General features: G+C 39.4%; 19 protein-coding genes. 15 read left to right on the plus strand and 4 right to left on the minus strand.

Features of this window, described 5'->3' with window-relative positions:
• Nucleotides 1–2 precede the first annotated feature (2 nt).
• The 4 genes from tdh to ricA all read left to right on the plus strand — a co-directional run bounded on the left by tdh (nucleotide 3) and on the right by ricA (nucleotide 4,366).
• Nucleotides 3–1,067 (plus strand): L-threonine 3-dehydrogenase, encoded by a 1,065-nt coding sequence (tdh, locus tag NKR21_RS09060; protein WP_144456040.1) that lies wholly within the window; start codon nucleotides 3–5, stop codon nucleotides 1,065–1,067.
• Entirely contained in the window at nucleotides 1,067–2,245 is a 1,179-nt protein-coding gene (locus tag NKR21_RS09065; RefSeq protein ID WP_041815531.1) for a glycine C-acetyltransferase, read from the plus strand. The genes tdh and NKR21_RS09065 overlap by 1 nt, the downstream gene beginning before the upstream one ends.
• Nucleotides 2,246–2,403: 158 nt before the next feature.
• A complete protein-coding gene (gene miaB / locus NKR21_RS09070; RefSeq protein WP_012010025.1) occupies nucleotides 2,404–3,930 on the plus strand; it encodes a tRNA (N6-isopentenyl adenosine(37)-C2)-methylthiotransferase MiaB in 1,527 nt (508 codons plus the stop codon).
• Nucleotide 3,931: 1 nt separating this feature from the next.
• Complete coding sequence (gene ricA / locus NKR21_RS09075; protein WP_003211238.1) at nucleotides 3,932–4,366, plus strand: regulatory iron-sulfur-containing complex subunit RicA; 435 nt, start codon at nucleotides 3,932–3,934, stop codon at nucleotides 4,364–4,366.
• A 102-nt stretch (nucleotides 4,367–4,468) separates the two neighbouring features.
• On the opposite strand, the gene NKR21_RS09080 is transcribed toward ricA, so the two are convergent.
• Nucleotides 4,469–5,824: an IS1182-like element ISBpu1 family transposase gene (locus NKR21_RS09080; RefSeq protein ID WP_253602501.1), complete on the minus strand. Its 1,356-nt coding sequence runs from the start codon at nucleotides 5,822–5,824 to the stop codon at nucleotides 4,469–4,471.
• A gap of 334 nt (nucleotides 5,825–6,158) precedes the next feature.
• On the opposite strand from NKR21_RS09080, the gene cotE reads away from it, so the two are divergent.
• From cotE to mutL, 3 genes are all read left to right on the plus strand, one after another.
• The gene (gene cotE / locus NKR21_RS09085) at nucleotides 6,159–6,704 is read left to right on the plus strand and encodes an outer spore coat protein CotE (RefSeq protein WP_003212450.1); all 546 of its coding nucleotides are present in this window, start codon (nucleotides 6,159–6,161) and stop codon (nucleotides 6,702–6,704) included.
• A 124-nt stretch (nucleotides 6,705–6,828) separates the two neighbouring features.
• Complete coding sequence (gene mutS, locus NKR21_RS09090; RefSeq protein WP_144458286.1) at nucleotides 6,829–9,405, plus strand: DNA mismatch repair protein MutS; 2,577 nt, start codon at nucleotides 6,829–6,831, stop codon at nucleotides 9,403–9,405.
• Between the two features lie 20 nt (nucleotides 9,406–9,425).
• Complete coding sequence (gene mutL, locus NKR21_RS09095; RefSeq protein WP_119124865.1) at nucleotides 9,426–11,327, plus strand: DNA mismatch repair endonuclease MutL; 1,902 nt, start codon at nucleotides 9,426–9,428, stop codon at nucleotides 11,325–11,327.
• Nucleotides 11,328–11,377: 50 nt separating this feature from the next.
• On the opposite strand, the gene NKR21_RS09100 is transcribed toward mutL, so the two are convergent.
• From NKR21_RS09100 to NKR21_RS09110, 3 genes are all read right to left on the minus strand, one after another.
• Entirely contained in the window at nucleotides 11,378–12,490 is a 1,113-nt protein-coding gene (locus NKR21_RS09100) for a site-specific integrase (protein WP_144458284.1), read from the minus strand.
• Between the two features lie 223 nt (nucleotides 12,491–12,713).
• Nucleotides 12,714–12,968, minus strand: a complete 255-nt coding sequence (locus NKR21_RS09105; protein WP_253602502.1) for an ImmA/IrrE family metallo-endopeptidase — start codon at nucleotides 12,966–12,968, stop codon at nucleotides 12,714–12,716.
• An 18-nt stretch (nucleotides 12,969–12,986) separates the two neighbouring features.
• Nucleotides 12,987–13,406, minus strand: coding sequence for a helix-turn-helix domain-containing protein (locus tag NKR21_RS09110; protein WP_144458282.1), 420 nt, complete (start codon nucleotides 13,404–13,406; stop codon nucleotides 12,987–12,989).
• Nucleotides 13,407–13,707: 301 nt separating this feature from the next.
• Between NKR21_RS09110 and NKR21_RS09115 the strand changes: the two genes are divergently transcribed.
• The 8 genes from NKR21_RS09115 (at nucleotide 13,708) to NKR21_RS09150 (ending at nucleotide 18,007) form a co-directional block, all read left to right on the plus strand.
• Nucleotides 13,708–13,911: a helix-turn-helix domain-containing protein gene (locus NKR21_RS09115; RefSeq protein WP_144458280.1), complete on the plus strand. Its 204-nt coding sequence runs from the start codon at nucleotides 13,708–13,710 to the stop codon at nucleotides 13,909–13,911.
• Complete coding sequence (locus tag NKR21_RS09120; protein WP_106035595.1) at nucleotides 13,911–14,180, plus strand: group-specific protein; 270 nt, start codon at nucleotides 13,911–13,913, stop codon at nucleotides 14,178–14,180. The genes NKR21_RS09115 and NKR21_RS09120 overlap by 1 nt, the downstream gene beginning before the upstream one ends.
• A gap of 129 nt (nucleotides 14,181–14,309) precedes the next feature.
• Nucleotides 14,310–14,960, plus strand: coding sequence for a Rha family transcriptional regulator (locus NKR21_RS09125; protein WP_144458278.1), 651 nt, complete (start codon nucleotides 14,310–14,312; stop codon nucleotides 14,958–14,960).
• A gap of 409 nt (nucleotides 14,961–15,369) precedes the next feature.
• Nucleotides 15,370–15,720: a hypothetical protein gene (locus NKR21_RS09130; protein WP_144458276.1), complete on the plus strand. Its 351-nt coding sequence runs from the start codon at nucleotides 15,370–15,372 to the stop codon at nucleotides 15,718–15,720.
• The gene (locus NKR21_RS09135; protein ID WP_144534287.1) at nucleotides 15,717–15,905 is read left to right on the plus strand and encodes a hypothetical protein; all 189 of its coding nucleotides are present in this window, start codon (nucleotides 15,717–15,719) and stop codon (nucleotides 15,903–15,905) included. The genes NKR21_RS09130 and NKR21_RS09135 overlap by 4 nt, the downstream gene beginning before the upstream one ends.
• A 353-nt stretch (nucleotides 15,906–16,258) precedes the next feature.
• Nucleotides 16,259–17,011 (plus strand): hypothetical protein, encoded by a 753-nt coding sequence (locus tag NKR21_RS09140; RefSeq protein ID WP_144458272.1) that lies wholly within the window; start codon nucleotides 16,259–16,261, stop codon nucleotides 17,009–17,011.
• Nucleotides 17,012–17,163: 152 nt separating this feature from the next.
• The gene (locus tag NKR21_RS09145) at nucleotides 17,164–17,574 is read left to right on the plus strand and encodes a hypothetical protein (protein ID WP_144458270.1); all 411 of its coding nucleotides are present in this window, start codon (nucleotides 17,164–17,166) and stop codon (nucleotides 17,572–17,574) included.
• A 148-nt stretch (nucleotides 17,575–17,722) separates the two neighbouring features.
• The gene (locus NKR21_RS09150) at nucleotides 17,723–18,007 is read left to right on the plus strand and encodes a hypothetical protein (RefSeq protein WP_144523929.1); all 285 of its coding nucleotides are present in this window, start codon (nucleotides 17,723–17,725) and stop codon (nucleotides 18,005–18,007) included.
• Nucleotides 18,008–18,052 lie beyond the last annotated feature (45 nt).

Here is an 18,052-nt window from a genome sequence, read left to right on the forward strand (position 1 = left end):
TCATGTGTGGAACGATGAAAGCAATTGTTAAAAAAGAAAGCGCTTACGGAGCGGTGTTGATGGAGATGCCGATTCCAGAAATCAATGATCATGAAGTATTGATACAGGTAAAAGCCACATCGATATGCGGAACAGACGTGCATATTTATAATTGGGATGATTGGGCAAAGGGGAGAGTGAAAGCGCCCTACATTTTTGGACATGAATTTACAGGGGAAGTTGTCAAGACGGGAAAGCAAGTCTCACGTGCAAAAGTAGGGGATTTTGTATCGGCAGAGACTCATGTTGTATGTAATCAGTGCTCTATGTGTTTAACTGGGCAACAGCACTTGTGTAATGAAACGAAAATTTTAGGGGTAGACATTGACGGGTGTTTTGCTGAATATGTCAAAGTACCTGAACAAAATGTGTGGCACAATCCAGCTCAAATGCCAGTAGAGCTTGCGTCTATTCAAGAGCCGCTTGGAAATGCGGTTCATACAGTGCTTCACACACCTGTTTCAGGTAAGTCAGTGGCGATTTTTGGCTGCGGACCAATCGGTTTAATGGCGATCGTCGTCGCGAAAGCTTCCGGTGCTGTCCAAGTGTTTGCTGTCGATCAAAACCAATACAGGCTGGATCTTGCTAGGAAAATGGGGGCAGACCATATCGTGGATATTGGAAAAGGTGATCCTGTTGAGGTGATTAAGCAGTTCACGCGGATGGAAGGCGCAGATGTGATATGCGAAATGTCAGGACATCCAGTTGCCATTAATCAAGCTCTCGAGTCATGTGCAAATGGAGGGAAAGTGAATATCCTCAGTTTGCCGGAACGACCAGTGACAATTGACATTACGAATCAAATTGTTTTTAGGGGATTAACCGTGCAAGGGATCACGGGGAGAAAAATGTTTGAGACGTGGCGTCAAGTATCTGAGTTATTAAGAACGAATACCATCGATGTCCAGCCAGTTGTCACCCATACACTGCCATTTGAACAGTTCGAAAAGGGATTTGAACTCATGAGAAATGGTACGTGCGGAAAAGTCGTACTGATGATGCCATCAAATCAAAGGGGGAAGAAATGATGAAAGAATTCACGTATTTACAAGATGAACTGGAAACAATGAAGCAGCAAGGCACCCACCAAACATTGAAAGAGATTGACTCAAAACAATCATCCACAGTGACATTAAATGAACAATCTGTCATACAGCTCTCCTCAAATAACTACTTAGGCCTCACCTCGCATCCAAGGCTGATGAAAGCGGCAAAAGAGGCGATTGATGAATTCGGTGCTGGTACAGGATCTGTACGAACGATCGCTGGCACAATGACGATGCACGAACGCCTTGAAAAAAAGCTCGCTGCATTTAAAAAGACCGAGGCAGCTCTTGTGTTTCAATCAGGCTTTACGACCAATCAAGGGGTTTTATCTAGTATTCTGACAAAAGATGATATTGTGATTTCAGATGAACTGAATCATGCCTCAATCATCGACGGCATTCGGTTAACAAAAGCAGATAAAAAAGTATATGGTCATGCCAATATGGAAGAGCTTGAGAAAATTTTAAAGAAATCTATGAATTACCGCGTTCGTCTCATCGTCACAGACGGTGTGTTCTCAATGGATGGAGATATTGCGCCACTTTCTGAGATTGTCAGGCTCGCAGAAGCATATGATGCATTTGTGATGGTAGACGATGCACATGCCTCGGGTGTGCTTGGTGAAAATGGCCGCGGGACAGTCAACCATTTTAAACTCGACGGCAGGGTGCATATTCAGGTTGGAACACTTAGTAAGGCTGTCGGAGTGCTCGGCGGCTATGTAGCGGGATCAGCCGTTTTAATTGACTATTTAAAACATAAAGCAAGACCGTTTTTATTCAGTACCTCACATCCGCCAGCTGTGACTAGAGCATGTGAAGAAGCGATTGAAGTGCTGTTAGATGAACCAGAGCGCATTGAAACTCTTTGGGAGAACGCGGCCTATTTTAAAGAAAAAGTCATCGGCCTTGGATTTGAGGTGGCACCAACAGAAACGCCTATTATTCCAATGATGATTGGAGACGAGGCACTCACTTTCCGTTTTTCAAAAGCGTTAATCGAGCGCGGCGTTTTTGCTCAAGGCATTGCTTTCCCAACTGTAGCAAAAGGAAAAGCGAGAATTAGAGCCATCATCACAGCAGAGCACACAAAAGAAGAGCTTGACCGTGCACTGACGATCATCGAAGAAGAAGCGAAAAAACTAAACATACTTGATTGAGAGAGCGCAGGCTCTCTTTTTTTAATAAAGAGATTGGCTGTGACCTTCTTGATGAATAGCCATTTTTTATAGAAAGACTGCATATGAATTTATTTTCAATTCACGACAAAATAGTCTATACTGTAGGGTGGAGCTTGGTTTGAAAGGAGTACAAATACATGAATGAAGAGCAGAGAAAAGCGAGCGGACAAGTAAGTTCATCGGACAAAAAATCCGAGAAGGACTACAGCCAGTATTTTGAAGCTGTGTACATTCCGCCTTCCTTAAAAGATGCAAAAAAACGGGGTAAAGAAGAAGTCGAATACAATCAATTTCAAATTGACGAGCGTTTTCAAGGGTTAGGAAACGGGCGCAAGTTTTATATTCGCACATATGGCTGTCAAATGAATGAGCATGACACAGAAGTGATGGCTGGTATTTTTATGGCGCTTGGTTATGAACCGACAAACTCAACGGAAGATGCAAATGTTATCCTATTAAACACTTGTGCAATTCGTGAGAATGCGGAAAACAAAGTGTTCGGAGAGCTTGGTCATTTAAAAGCATTAAAGCGTGAAAAGCCAGATTTAATTTTAGGTGTCTGCGGATGTATGTCGCAAGAGGAATCTGTCGTCAACCGTATTTTGAAGAAACATCCATTTGTTGATTTGATTTTCGGTACACACAACATTCACCGCTTACCAGAGTTGTTATCTGAATGCTATCTTTCAAAAGAAATGGTCATTGAGGTTTGGTCAAAAGAAGGCGACGTCATTGAAAACCTTCCGAGAGCCCGCCAAGGAAAAATTAAGGGCTGGGTGAATATTATGTACGGCTGTGATAAATTCTGTACATACTGTATCGTCCCTTACACGCGCGGTAAAGAAAGAAGCCGCCGCCCTGACGAAATTATTCAAGAGGTCAGACGTTTAGCGGCAGAAGGATATAAGGAAATAACCCTTCTTGGTCAAAACGTGAATGCGTATGGAAAAGATTTTGAAGACATGGAATATGGTCTTGGACACTTGATGGATGAGCTGCGTAAAATAGATATTCCGCGTATCCGTTTTACAACAAGCCACCCGCGTGACTTTGATGATCACTTAATTGAAGTGTTAGCTAAGGGTGGGAACCTTCTCGATCATATTCATTTGCCAGTTCAATCCGGTAGTTCTTCTGTCTTGAAACTTATGGCGAGAAAATATGACCGTGAGCGTTACCTTGATCTTGTGCGCAAAATCAAAGAAGCCATGCCAAATGCTTCATTAACAACGGATATTATTGTTGGGTTCCCAAATGAGACAGATGAGCAGTTTGAGGAAACACTTTCCCTCTATCGCGAGGTTGAGTTTGATGCAGCTTATACGTTCATTTACTCTCCAAGAGAAGGAACACCAGCAGCGAAAATGCAAGACAACGTACCGATGCATGTGAAAAAAGAACGTCTACAGCGCCTGAATGCCCTCGTGAATGAAATTTCTGCGAAAAAAATGAAGGAATATGAAGGGCAGACTGTCGAAGTATTAGTAGAGGGTGAAAGTAAAAATAACCCTGAAATCCTAGCCGGATATACAAGTAAAAGCAAGCTTGTGAATTTTAAAGCACCAAAAGAAGCGATTGGCAACATCGTCAAAGTGAAAATCACACAAGCCAAAACTTGGTCTCTTGACGGAGAAATGGTTGGAGAAGCTATCGAGGTGAATTAAAATGACGCTTTATTCAAAAAAAGAGATTGTCGAGCGCGCAAGAGAGCTCGCTAAAATGATTTCTGAAACAGAAGAAGTTGATTTCTTCAAAAAAGCAGAAGCGCAAATCAATGAAAATACAAAAATTTCAACGATTATTAACCAAATTAAGGCGCTTCAAAAACAAGCGGTAAATTTAAAGCATTACGGCAAACATGAAGCCTTAAAGCAAGTGGAAGAAAAAATCGATGCCCTGCAAGAAGAACTGGATGAAATCCCAGTGATTCAAGAATTCAAAGAATCACAAGTGGAAGTCAATTCCCTATTGCAGCTCGTGGCGCATACGATTTCTAATCAAGTAACAGATGAAATCATTCTTTCAACCGGCGGTGACCTCTTATTAGGAGAAACCGGTTCAAAAGTGAAAAATTCATCACCAAGTTGCTCCATTAAATGAGAAAACCCCGCAGATGCGGGGTTTTCAGACCGTAGACAAACCCTACCTTTACTTCAAGTAAAAGTGGGGTTTTCACATTTTTTTTGAAAAACATCATGTGTTTTACGCTGGACATGGTACTTTCCATGTCCAGTTTGCTAGTTTTTTAAGGTTCATGGCAGCGAAAGTAAGCATCGCTTGCATTGAAACTTTTTTTAGTCCACGAAGTTTCGTCCAACGCATACCATGCTTTTCTTTTGCATCCGCAAAAACGCGTTCAATCGTTTCTTTCCGTTTTGCGTAGATGCTCTTATTTATTTCAGTGAGTCTCAGATTGTCTGCTTCATCTAGATAATCCTGCCAAATATGCCGATGAATTTGTTTGGTGTGGTTTTGACTTTGGGTACAGTTATCTAAAAACGAGCAGGACTCACATACTTCTGAATCGGATACATATTGCTTATAGCCTTCTCTAGTCGTTGTACGATAAGAGAGAATTTGCCCGTTGGGGCAAATGTAACAATCAAAATATGCATCATATACGTATTCATTCTTTTTCAAATAACCAGCTTTTGTTCTTGGACGAGTGTAGGGCATGACAGGTCTTATCTCTTGATCCATTAAGAACTTAGCGATGTAAGGTGTTTTATATCCCGCATCTACTGCGACTACATTTGGTTTTCCGGCTTTCTCTGTCACTTTTGATACGAGTGAATCCAACATACGACTATCATGAACATTTCCGCCTGTGACCAGCGAGCCTAAAATAAATCCTTTTGAATCACACGCTGTATGAAATGAATAAGCAAATGACTTTTCACGTTCATCCTTTACATAATAGCCACTCTCTGGGTCAGTTGTACTGACCTTGATTTCTTTTGTTTCTTCTTTATTCTGTAGGGGTAAGGGCTTTTTTCCATGTTCTTCACGATCAATATTGATCTCTTCATGAAGCTGATTTTGATAACTTCTTGTCTCAACTCGAACGATTTTCTTTTCAAGTTTTTTCTTATTGGCGTTCGCTTTGACATGAGTCGAATCAATGAAGGCGATAGACGGGTCAACGAGCCCTTTTTTCATCGCTTCTCTTAAGATTCGATAAAAAATTTGTTCGAATAAATCTGTATCGTGGAAGCGTCTCACGTAGTTTTTACCGAAGGTAGAAAAGTGCGGAATTTTCTCCGAAAATCCATACCCAATAAACCAACGATAAGCCACATTGGTTTCAATTTCTTTAATGGTTTGACGCATGGAGCGAATGCCAAATAGATATTGGATTAAGACCATCTTAATGAGAACAACAGGATCAACACTTGGTCTACCATTATCAGAACTATAATGATCTTTGACAAGATCATAAATGAAATCGAAATCGATTGCTTGTTCAATTTTCCGCACAAGATGATCTTCAGGCACTAATTCATCTAAAGCCACTACTTCTAATTGATTTCTTCTTTCTTCTTCACGTTTCGATAACATGTTTATCCCCCACAGATTATTGTTATTACCCTTATTATACAAAAAAGCTTGTAGACTTTGTCTACAAGCTGAAAACCCCGCAGATGCGGGGTTTTTTGTTTTGCTATCACCATTTCAAAAGAACAAAAATCACACTTCCTATTCTACTTCCTGCTTCGTTACCCCAAAATCTCTCACTCTCCAACTTTTCCAATTTTCAAGGCAAGTTTATGGGCGACCATGCATACACTGAAACAGAAATGAATTTAATTTGATCATGAAGTTCAAAATCGTGACACACTAGACGAATGCCCAGCATAAGATAAAACGATCAAGAACAAGGAGGCATGCCGGAATGTCTGAATACAGAGAGATTATTACAAAAGCGGTGGTTGCAAAAGGGAGGAAATTCACCCAAAGCACACACACCATTTCTCCATCGCAAAAACCAACCAGCATCCTAGGTGGTTGGATCATTAATCATAAGTATGATGCTGAAAAGGTCGGTAAAACTGTTGAGATTGAAGGAACCTTCGATATTAACGTATGGTATTCTTACGCCGATAACACAAAAACAGAAGTTGTCACTGAACGGGTGAAATATGTAGACATCATCAAACTGAGATATAAAGACAAAAATTTCCTTGATGATGAGCATGAAGTGATTGCAAAAGTGCTCCAGCAGCCGAATTGCTTAGAAGTGACCATTTCTCCAAACGGCAATAAAATTATCGTTCAAGCAGAGCGGGAATTCATTGCTGAAGTGGTAGGAGAAACAAAAATTGTTGTAGAGGTCAATTCAAGTTGGAAAGAAAAAGATGATCACGAGTGGGAAGAAGAGGTGGATGAGGAGTTAGAGGATATTCATCCAGAATTCCTAGCGGGTGATCCAGAAGAGTAATTCATGACTAGGGCGCATATCCCCCTAGTTTTTTTGTGTTCGATCTAGGAGAAAAAAGGGGATTTTTTATGCTATAATGAAAGATGGTATGAATTCGAATGTAATATAGTGAGGGATTAGAAATATGGCAAGTTATACGCCCATGATACAGCAATATTTAAACATCAAGGCAGAGTATCAAGATGCCTTTTTATTTTTTCGCTTAGGCGATTTTTATGAAATGTTTTTTGATGACGCAAAAGAAGCGTCACAAGAATTAGAAATTACGCTAACAAGTAGAGATGGGGGGACCATACCAATGTGTGGTGTTCCTTATCATTCTGCTTCTGCATACATAGAACAATTGATTTCAAAAGGCTACAAGGTCGCAATTTGTGAGCAGGTGGAAGATCCTAAAACGGCAAAAGGTGTAGTCAAAAGAGAAGTCGTTCAACTCATTACACCAGGTACGGTGATGGAAGGAAAAGGTTTAAGTGAAAATGAAAACAACTTCATTGCCTCTGTGACAAAGTTTGAAAATGGGTATGGACTTGCACTTTCCGATTTATCTACTGGTGAAAACATGGCGGCTTTCATCGATCGATTAGATGAAGTCGTGTCTGAAATTTATTCTGTCGGTGCAAAAGAAATTGTCGTGTCAAAGCATCTGGATGAGGAAACAGTCAAGACCTTAAAGGAACGATGCCAAGCGACCATTTCATACGAAGATAGTGATGAATTAATTGATGAAGCTGAGCGTCTCGTGTCCCGCCTGAGCGAGCAACTAAGATCGACCTTTTTGACATTATATGCTTATTTAAGAAGAACGCAAAAAAGAAGTCTTGATCACCTTCAGCAAGTTCAAGTGTTTGAGCTCGAACAAACAATGAAAATTGACTTTTACTCAAAACGAAATCTTGAATTAACAGAGACAATCCGCTCAAAAAGTAAGAAGGGCTCTTTATTATGGCTGTTAGATGAAACAAAAACAGCGATGGGCGGAAGGCTGCTCAAACAATGGATCGACCGGCCGTTAATTCGTCTTTCGCACATTAAAGAACGTCAGGAAATGGTTCAAATTTTAATGGATCATTTCTTTGAACGAGAGGATTTGCGGGAACGGTTGAAGCAAGTATATGATCTCGAACGTTTAGCAGGACGCGTAGCTTTTGGCAACGTAAATGCCCGTGATCTTATTCAGTTAAAGGAATCCTTAAAGCAAGTGCCAGCCATCAAAGAGCTTGTGCACTCACTGCCTGAGGAAATGGCGAAATCAAGAGCGAATGATATTGATCTTTGTGATGATTTACTGAATTTATTAGAAGATGCGCTATATGAAAATCCACCAATGACGTTAAAAGAAGGCAATTTAATTAAAGACGGCTACAATGCAAAATTAGATGAATACCGTGATGCTAGCCGAAATGGGAAGGACTGGATTGCACGTCTTGAACAGCAAGAAAGAGAATATACAGGCATTCGCTCTTTAAAAGTCGGGTTTAATAAAGTATTTGGTTATTATATTGAAGTGACACGAGCGAATACGCATTTGCTGGAGGAAGGGCGTTATGAAAGAAAACAAACGCTCGCCAATGCAGAGCGGTATATTACACCTGAATTGAAAGAAAAAGAAGCGCTGATTCTTGAGGCAGAATCAAATATTAGCGAACTGGAATATGAACTATTCGCAGCTCTCAGAGAACAAGTGAAAGTATATATTCCGAGATTACAGCTGCTCGCAAAACAAATGAGTGAGCTGGACGCTCTCCAATGCTTTGCGACTGTCAGTGAAAAGCGCCGTTATATCCGTCCAGAATTCTCCGAGGATGAGGTAGATGTCATAGATGGTCGTCATCCAGTCGTTGAAAAAGTGATGGATCACCAGGAGTATGTACCGAATGACTGTCATATGGGAAATGGCCGGCAAACCTTGCTCATTACTGGACCGAATATGTCAGGGAAAAGTACGTATATGAGACAAATGGCACTTATCTCTATTCTTGCGCAAATTGGTTGCTTTGTGCCGGCATCTAAAGCAACTCTTCCGATCTTTGATCAAATCTTTACACGTATTGGTGCGGCAGATGATTTGATTTCTGGTCAAAGTACTTTTATGGTAGAGATGCTTGAAGCAAAAAATGCGATGGTGCATGCAACGAAAAACAGCTTGATCTTATTTGATGAAATTGGACGCGGGACAAGCACCTATGATGGCATGGCTCTTGCGCAGGCGATCATTGAATTTGTACACGATCATATTGGCGCTAAAACGCTATTTTCTACACATTACCATGAGCTCACCGTTCTTGAGTCTCAATTAAGCGAGCTGAAAAATGTTCATGTACGAGCTGAAGAGCATGAAGGCACGGTCGTTTTCTTACATCAAATCAAAGAGGGGGCAGCTGATAAAAGCTATGGTATTCATGTAGCACAGCTTGCTGAATTGCCTGATGCGATCATCGATAGGGCCCAGACCATTTTGACGGAGCTTGAGAGTGGATCACATGAATTGACCCCGCACGTATCAGCAGCTCCAAAAACAGAAAAGGCCGAGGAAAAACAGCAACTTTCTTTCTTTGAAGTAGAAGAAAAACCGCAAACCAAACCAGTTCTAAAACAGAAAGATCAAGCGGTGATCGAGGAGTTAAAGTCATTCAATTTAATGGATATGACCCCGCTCGAAGCGATGACTAAGCTATATGAATTGCAAAAGAAATTATAATGTAAGGTGAGGTGAGCAACATGGCAAAGATTATTCAGTTATCCGATGACCTATCCAATAAAATTGCTGCGGGTGAAGTAGTCGAGCGTCCCGCTTCCGTTGTAAAAGAGCTTATGGAAAATGCAATCGATGCAAGTAGTACAGTGGTTGAAATCGATGTAGAAGAAGCAGGTCTTTCCTCTATTAGAATGATTGATAATGGTGTTGGAATCGATGCCGAAGATTGTAAGCTCGCCTTTCAGCGCCATGCAACGAGTAAAATCAAAGATGAAAATGATCTGTTCCGTGTCAGAACGCTTGGATTCAGGGGAGAGGCGCTGCCAAGTATCGCATCTGTCTCTCATTTGGAAATGAAAACAAGTACTGGTGAAGGAGCTGGAACGCACCTTGTGCTGCAAGGTGGAAAGATCATTTCAGAGAAAAAAACCTCTGGCCGCCGCGGTACCGAAATTGTCGTTACCAACTTATTTTACAATACGCCTGCCAGACTAAAATACATGAAAACTGTTCATACGGAACTTGGCAATATATCAGATGTCGTCAATCGAATTGCACTGGCTCACCCAGAAGTATCGATTCGCTTACGTCACCAAGGAAAAGTCCTGCTACAGACGAATGGAAACGGGGATGTGCGGCATGTGCTTGCGGCTATTTATGGGACAGCAGTTGCGAAAAAAATGGTGCCACTTCATGTGCAATCACTTGATTTTGAAGTGAAAGGATATATCTCCCTGCCAGAAGTGACAAGGGCATCACGGAATTATATGTCTTCTGTAGTAAATGGCAGATATGTGAAGCATTTCCCGCTCGTAAAAGCGGTCCATGAAGGGTATCACACGCTTCTGCCGATTGGTCGCCATCCGATTACATTTATTGAAATGAAGATGGACCCCATTTTAGTGGATGTGAACGTTCATCCTTCTAAGCTTGAAGTGAGACTAAGTAAAGAGCAGGAACTTCATGAGCTAATCAAACAAGGAATTAAAGACGTATTTCAAAAACAGCAACTCATTCCAAGTGCTTCGGTGCCAAAAAAAGCACCAATGCCAGCGATCAAAAATGAGCAGCAATCCTTAACCTTTGATGCGAAAAAAGGAAACACAAACGAGATGGAAACACCGCTATCCTATGAGCCGGAGCCTCTCGAATCGGTTGTATACGAGACGAATCAAATGAGCACATACGGGATGCCTGTGCAGGAAATGACAGGAGCATCATCACCCGTATTTAGGGAAGATGCGCCATCTGAGCGTGTTCATAAAGAGGAAACTGCTGCTTCTCTTGAATATGAAGAGTCAGTACTGAGAGAAGATGATGCAGAAGCCATTTCAGAAAACGAACGTGTTCCGGTCATGTATCCCATTGGGCAAATGCATGGCACATATATTTTGGCTCAAAATGAACGAGGGCTTTATATTATTGATCAGCATGCGGCTCAGGAGCGAATCAAGTATGAGTATTATCGCGAGAAAGTAGGAGAGATCGAACAGGAAGTGCAAGAAATGCTCGTCCCATTAACATTTCACTACTCCAAAAACGATATGCTGATTATTGAAGAGCATAAAGAGATACTAACGAAAGTGGGTGTCTTCTTAGAGCCTTTCGGTTCAGGAAGCTACATTGTTCGGTCGCATCCACAGTGGTTTCCAAAAGGGGAAGAGGCTGAACTGATCGAAGAAATTATAGAGCAAGTGCTGGTTGAGAAGCGTGTAGATATCAAAAAATTAAGAGAAGAAGCGGCGATTATGATGAGCTGCAAAGGCTCTATCAAAGCAAATCGTCATTTGCGAAATGATGAAATCAAAGCTCTATTAGATGAACTCAGACAGACAAAGGACCCCTTCACTTGTCCGCACGGCCGGCCGATCATCATTCATCACTCAACATATGAAATGGAGAAAATGTTTAAGCGGGTGATGTAGCAAGGTTTTAGATGGTGGGTGAATATGTTTGCCCACCTTTTGCCCACCGATTAATTTTCAAGGTACTTTTCAAAACGCAAAACGCTCTCTGTTTCGTGTTTTTTTGTAACGTGAAGGTAAACATCCGCTGTCATGTTTATGGTAGCATGCCCGAGTCGATCACTCACTGTCTTTATATCAACTCCGCTTTCAAGGAGCATGATTGCATGAGTATGTCTCAGCCCATGAGGTGTAATGTGGTGTAAATTTGTTTTCGACAGGATCGAGTCAATAGCTTTATTAATACCAAAAGTTCCTATATCTTTTCCATTGGGTGAGGCTATCAAAAAATTAGGTTCTTGATATGCAATCCCATATTTAATTTTGTTTTTCTTTTGCCATGTACGATATTTTTTAAGTTCAGTTATTAATGTGTCATCAATTGCGATTGTACGAATACTAGACTTTGTTTTAGGTAACTTTACACCATGTTCACTTCTTGATTTATTTATCCGTATCGTTTTTTGGTTAAAATCAATGTCATCCCATTTAAGAGCGATCAACTCTCCTTTTCTTATCCCGGTTCTTAGTAAAATTAATGCAATGATGTAATGATGGAAACGGGACTTTTTTGCAGCATTAATAAATATACTCACCTCATCTTTTGTAAGGTAATTTATCTTATCATCATTTACGTTACTATCTTTTTTTATAGAAATATTTGAATACTTATTATGTGTTAGCATTTCAAGTTCTACTGCTTTATTTATTGCTGAACAAAATATTGAATGAATAGTTTGAACTGTAGATTTAGCATACTTATTTAATAGATTGTTGATATATCTTTGATAATCAATTCTTTTTAATTGACCTAATTTGTTCTGTCCGAGATGAGGGATAATATTCTTTTCTATATATAATTTACGGTTTTTTAAGGTGCTAGGCTGACATTGAGAACCGTAAATATTAGGCCATTCATATAACCAATCTTTTAATAATATCTCCTTACTTTGGATTATTTCATGATTACCTAAATAAATCTGTTTTTCAATTTCTGCTGCTTCAATTTGCGCTTCTTTCTTTGTTCTAAACCCTCCTTTACTTTTTTCTTTTCTTTTTCCTTTTAAGTCAGTAAAGATAATACGGTATTCCCAACTCTTACCCCGTTGTCTAAAGCTAGCCAAGATAATTCACTCCCTGATTTTATTTTTTAGATCCACTAAGGAACGTTTGTTCGGTTTTTGTTTAAAAAAATACTATGGTAATTTTGTACAAGTTCTTTCGGAATGCCGTAATCCTTGAATTCACAGTAAGTAATACCCCTTTGAACGGAAGAGAACAACAAATGCATCGCAAAAAAGTTTGCTTCCAGTTCAATTTTTTCGGTTGAAAAGAAAGTGTGTCTTTTCAAGAATGGAGTATTAGAATCACATGAAGCAAAGCGTGTCCTAGTTCATGAGCGCAAACAAAAAAACTAGATTTTTCACTTACCTTTTTATTTATGTGAATGAATTTAGTACGAAAATGTTTGCTGTAATATCCCAGGGTATTCCCTAAGTCTTCATGAATTGTAATGATTCCAAGTTTATTGGCAATGAAAAAAGGATCAGATGAGTTAAATCTACTTTGTAATTTTGAAACAGTTTCAGTAATATCGCCCATGTTTTAAAATATCATTCCTTATCTGTATTTTTTAGGAGTGTATTTTTGTTTTGCTATTTTCTTTGCTATTCTCAAAGTGTTCTCGAGACTAGCGATTAAAAGCTCTTTATCTTCTTCTTCCATATCATCAAGAGTTTGACCATCAAACGCAGCATAACTATTGCCTTCAAGACCATTTATAATGTTTTGTAATTCCTTCTGTATGTCTTTCTCATCTTTTTCCGTTAATTCAATACTTCTTTTAACTTCGGTGCGTCCCAAAAGGTAATCTGTTGACACGTCAAAATAATCCGCAATTTTTTGGAGTTTATCAGCTCCAGGGGTTTGAGTTTTTAACCTGTATAAAGTGTTTTTTGAATAGCCAAGCGATTGTTCTAAATCATTAATAGAAATTTTTCTTTCGTTGCATAACTCTTTCACTATGTCAAAAACCGTCATATCAACCATCCTTATGAGCTAGTCAAACAAAATTAAATTTTAAGCATAAAAATACTTGATTATTTTATGCTTATAGTTTAACATTGGTGACATAAGCTAATTAGTTAGCTAAAAGACAATAAAAAATACGACCTACGAAAAATACATTTTAGACGCTGGGGAGCAATGAAATGTACAATTACAGGCTTTTTAAAGTCTTATTTAGCTATGGGTATATATTAAACTATACGCATAAAAAGGTCAATGGAATTTAGCTAATTAATTAGCTTTTTATATTTTTTGGAAGGAGGCAAGACTTTAAATGCAATTTCTCACAGCCGCTAGAGTTAAGTCAGAAATGTATGTGCAAGGTATGACACAAAAGCAGTTAGCAGAATTGTTAGGTGTGTCTGCCGCTTATATCAGCGACATCATCAACGGGAAAAAAACGGGTAAGAAAGCACAGGAACACGCCAAGCGTATTTGTAAAATATTGGGAGTATCCGATAGAGGTGAGTGGGATTAATGATCACTTTTGAAATTGATCAAAACCTCTTAGAAGAACAGGTTTCAAAAGAACTTTCAAAAAGACTTGAAGCGATTGAACACAGGGTTACATTTTGGGATACAAAAGAATTGTGTAAGCAAACAAACATGAGTCTCAACTTCATAAAAGAAACATTTTTTTACGATTCGAGGTTTCCAAAATATCGAGTCGGCACAAAATGGCTTTTTCCTGCAAAAGAGTGCGAACAGTTTTTAATAACTTGGTTGAAAGAACAATCCAGGGGATAAACGAGGGGGTAGATCGGCTCAAATTTTGAGCGCAACAAGAAATTTAGTACACAGTACGCTGGAATTTCCGCGCACCTAATTTTAAAATCTCACTCGGATATTTTGCCGAGTCGATATAGGAGGAACAACATGAATAACAATTTACAAGTAATTGAACAGAATGGACAATATCTCGTTGATAGTCGGGAAGTAGCTGAAATGACTGGAAAGCGTCACTCGGATTTAATTAGAACAATTAAAGGTTATATTGACACGATTTTAACCGACGCAAAATTGCGTTCGTTAGATTTCTTCGTTTCTTCAACTTATGAGGATAACAAAGGAGAAGTAAGACCTCATTACCTTCTAACTAAAAAAGGTTGTGAAATGGTCGCCAACAAAATGACAGGCGAGAAAGGCGTATTGTTCACCGCTGCTTACGTGACTCAATTCAATCAAATGGAGCAGAACCTACAAAACTTCTCGAATCTTAGCCCGCAGCTGCAACAAATGATTAGACTTGAACAAAAGCAGAATGAAGCAGATCAGCGTATCGGCAAATTAGAAAACAACCTAAGCATCAATGCGTATCAGCAAACGGTGATTCAAAAACGAATCAACAAACGTGTATATGAGCTTGTTGAACGATATGGAGAAGATTCAGAAGGCAAACGCCGTATGTTCTCAAGCATTCACCGCAATTTTAGAGACGCTTTCTCAGTGCCGACATACAAGGATTTAAGAAAGCTAGACTTTGAGGAAGCTATTTCATGGATTGGCACATGGAGACCGTTGATATAATCGCATAGCGCAAAATTGAGCTTTGCGAATTCTTCGCCCAGCGCAACTTTGCGCCCGGCACAAGTACCAAGATGGTACTCGTATTACTCTCATTTCAAATGAGGGTACTCATTCACCGCCGATGACGGACTATGTTGAACATAGGGCGTAGTTTCAACCGACACCCTCAAAGGTCGCATTTTCCGACTTTTTAAGTGTGAATTGTGACACCCTCACAGCGCAAATTTGCGCCGTCAAATGTTGAATTAATCGCATAGCTCAAATTTGAGCCGTCAAATTATGAAGAAGCTATGAGCTGGTGTCGTTTGAAACGTGGCAGATGACGTAACGATTTGTTACCCCATCGATAAACCAAATACTCATTCCCCAGATTTGGGGAGTCAAAACAAACGGAAAGAAGGTAAAGCAAATGGAATTGTTGATTGAAAACATTTGTCCAGAACCAGTAGATCGTGAGAGCTTTATCCGAAACACTCGATCTGTTATCGAACGTAAAGGTCTTGTCATGTTTTCCAAAGTGGAAGGTAACAACAACGGTATTATGTTCGAAGTTGTGAAACTGGCAAATCATCATTGCGGCAAGGTCATCAATAGCTTTTATATGAACGGTGTTCCGTGTGTCTTGCGATTGAGAGAAGCAACAGAACAAGAAATACTAAACGTCAAAGCAAAAGTGAAAGCACAAGGCGAAGGGGCATATATCCCGATAGAACATGCAATTTCATTGGAAAATATCGAAACACAGGAGGTAACGGCATGAGCGACAAGCAAAATAAAACAACCCCTGCGGCAACAGAGGTTGAAAAGTATGCAAGTACCATAGATTGTAAGTCGTTAGGGATTAGTTCTATTCCTAAGGGTGACTTTAGCGATTTAAAACCAGAAAAAATTAAGAATACCTCTTCCAAGGTATTTGACTCGGATGAATATTCTTTAGAAATCTGACAATATCTTCTCTTCCATAGTAGGTTGGAACACTTCTTGAATTTTGTTCCATCAAAATTATTGGACTAGGAAATTGTCTTGAAAAACCCATAATTGCGCTATCTCTACTTGAGGGAAACGAGATAGTACCAGATTTCACTGAAACAATTGTAAATGTAACACCTTGTTCTTTTATAATTGCAGCATCAAAAGCCATGGTTTCACCCCCTATCTAAACAGATAGGAACATTATACCAATTTGAGAGGTTAGCAAAAAGATAGATTTGAAATATTTTCTAAACACAGGTGACACACCCTTTATCAAGAAAGCTTTGCCGCTCCTGGCAAAAATATATTTTAGGAGGACGAAACTAATGACAACAATCACAACATGGAATAAGAGACTAAAGAAGGTTTACAGAGAGGTAAAGGAAATTGAACCGCTCTTAACCGCTGCTATTAAAAAGTATGAAAGCATGTATTCACACGGTGTTAAAAAGATCATGCAGGCTAATTTGAAAGAGATTATGGCAGGAGTGCCAAGGGAAGAAGCTGTCAAATTTTTGGGGCCTAAATTGCTGGAGGTGTTCGAATGGGACAATGTTCTACCAGTGGAGAAATACAGCAAATTTAATGCTTTGATTTGGGCTAAACGTATTCAAACAGAATTGGATCAGCAGGATGAAGTCATTAGGTATTATCGAAATCGCCTATGGAAAATTCATTCTTTGCTTGAAAAATTAGAGGCAGCTTATAGAAAGAATTATGAAAAGAAAAAAGTGAGAAAAGTCTTTGAGTTGATGCATCAAGTGACACACCTCATTTTCTTGAGACCTAAACGTGTTTCAGACATTGCTAAACTTATCGAATTGTCATTTTTCCCTATGGGTAAAAACGAATTCTTGTCCTTGCTGTCAATTGACCACAGCAAAGAGAGAGCAGAAGAAGTGAAAAGCCACATTGATTCTATTCCGAAACAAGTCGATTTTAATACGTTTTGCCACTTTGTTCATGATTGGGTGTTAGAAGATGAAAACAATGACGTGTTTTTCTCAATTCTTTCACACATAAATGTCGAGGCAGCAGTTCAAAGATATGACAAATATAAGTTAGAACAAGCTAAATAAATAAAAAGGACTGATCCAAAGCGGATCAGCCTAAATTCTTACTTGTCATCATTATAGGATGATGACAAGTAAGGAAGGGTATCAGGAAGACTCTAACATGATTAATAAAAAAATACAATAATCAATTTTGAGATAAAAAGGGGATTTTTCAAATGAAATTAATGGGGACACCTTCAAAAATAATCAAAGCGAGAGCGAAGCTAGAGCATATCGGTCGTCAAGATGAAAAAGAGGCTCATATGTATGATGCGGGCATGGTGGCCGTTCTAAAGTTTGTTGCTGCCAAGACCCTTTACGATCCACAAGGGGCGCTTACAACAGAAATCGAGTGGTCTGACTCGTCTTTAGAAACACAACATACCGTAAACGAATTATACGATAAGCTAGAAGGGTTTTTATCTAATTCAAATGATCTTGCGAAGCTATTGCAAGATCTTGACTCAGCACACGCAGCAAAGGCAAGTTTTGAGATTGAAGATGCTTTTGCAACTGGATTCGTAGCGGGTTTCAGATACTTGATGGATGAAGCAGCATACAGCAAGAACGTAAATTTTCTAAAGTAAGGTGATTGATATGGTCGGTTGGATCAAGTTGCATAGGAAGATTAGAAGTAACCCAATTTTCAATGATCCGCAGTTATTAAGGTTATGGCTAATATGTCTAACAGAGGCTTCGCATACGGAACATGATCAGATAGTGGGTAGACAAACAGTGAAGCTAAAGCCAGGTGATTTTGTGACAGGTCGTTTTGCTTTGATGGACATGTACAATACCGGTCTTAAATCTAAGGACAGGGTAAAGGGAGAAAAGACAATTTTTCGTTGGTTGGAACAGCTTCAAGAAATGGGATATTTGACAATAAAAAAGACCAACAAGTTCAGCATTGTAAGTATTGATAATTGGGCTATTTATCAAGATGGAGCTTCCGAAAACGACAACAGTCTGACCAACAAAAGACCATCAAATGACCACAAACAAGAATGTAAAGAATGTTAAGAACGAAAAGAAGATAAATAATTCTCGTCACAAGTACGAACCTTG

Source organism: Bacillus sp. 1735sda2, assembly GCF_024159245.1.
In the GTDB taxonomy this organism is placed as follows: Bacteria; Bacillota; Bacilli; order Bacillales; family Bacillaceae; genus Bacillus; species Bacillus pumilus_O.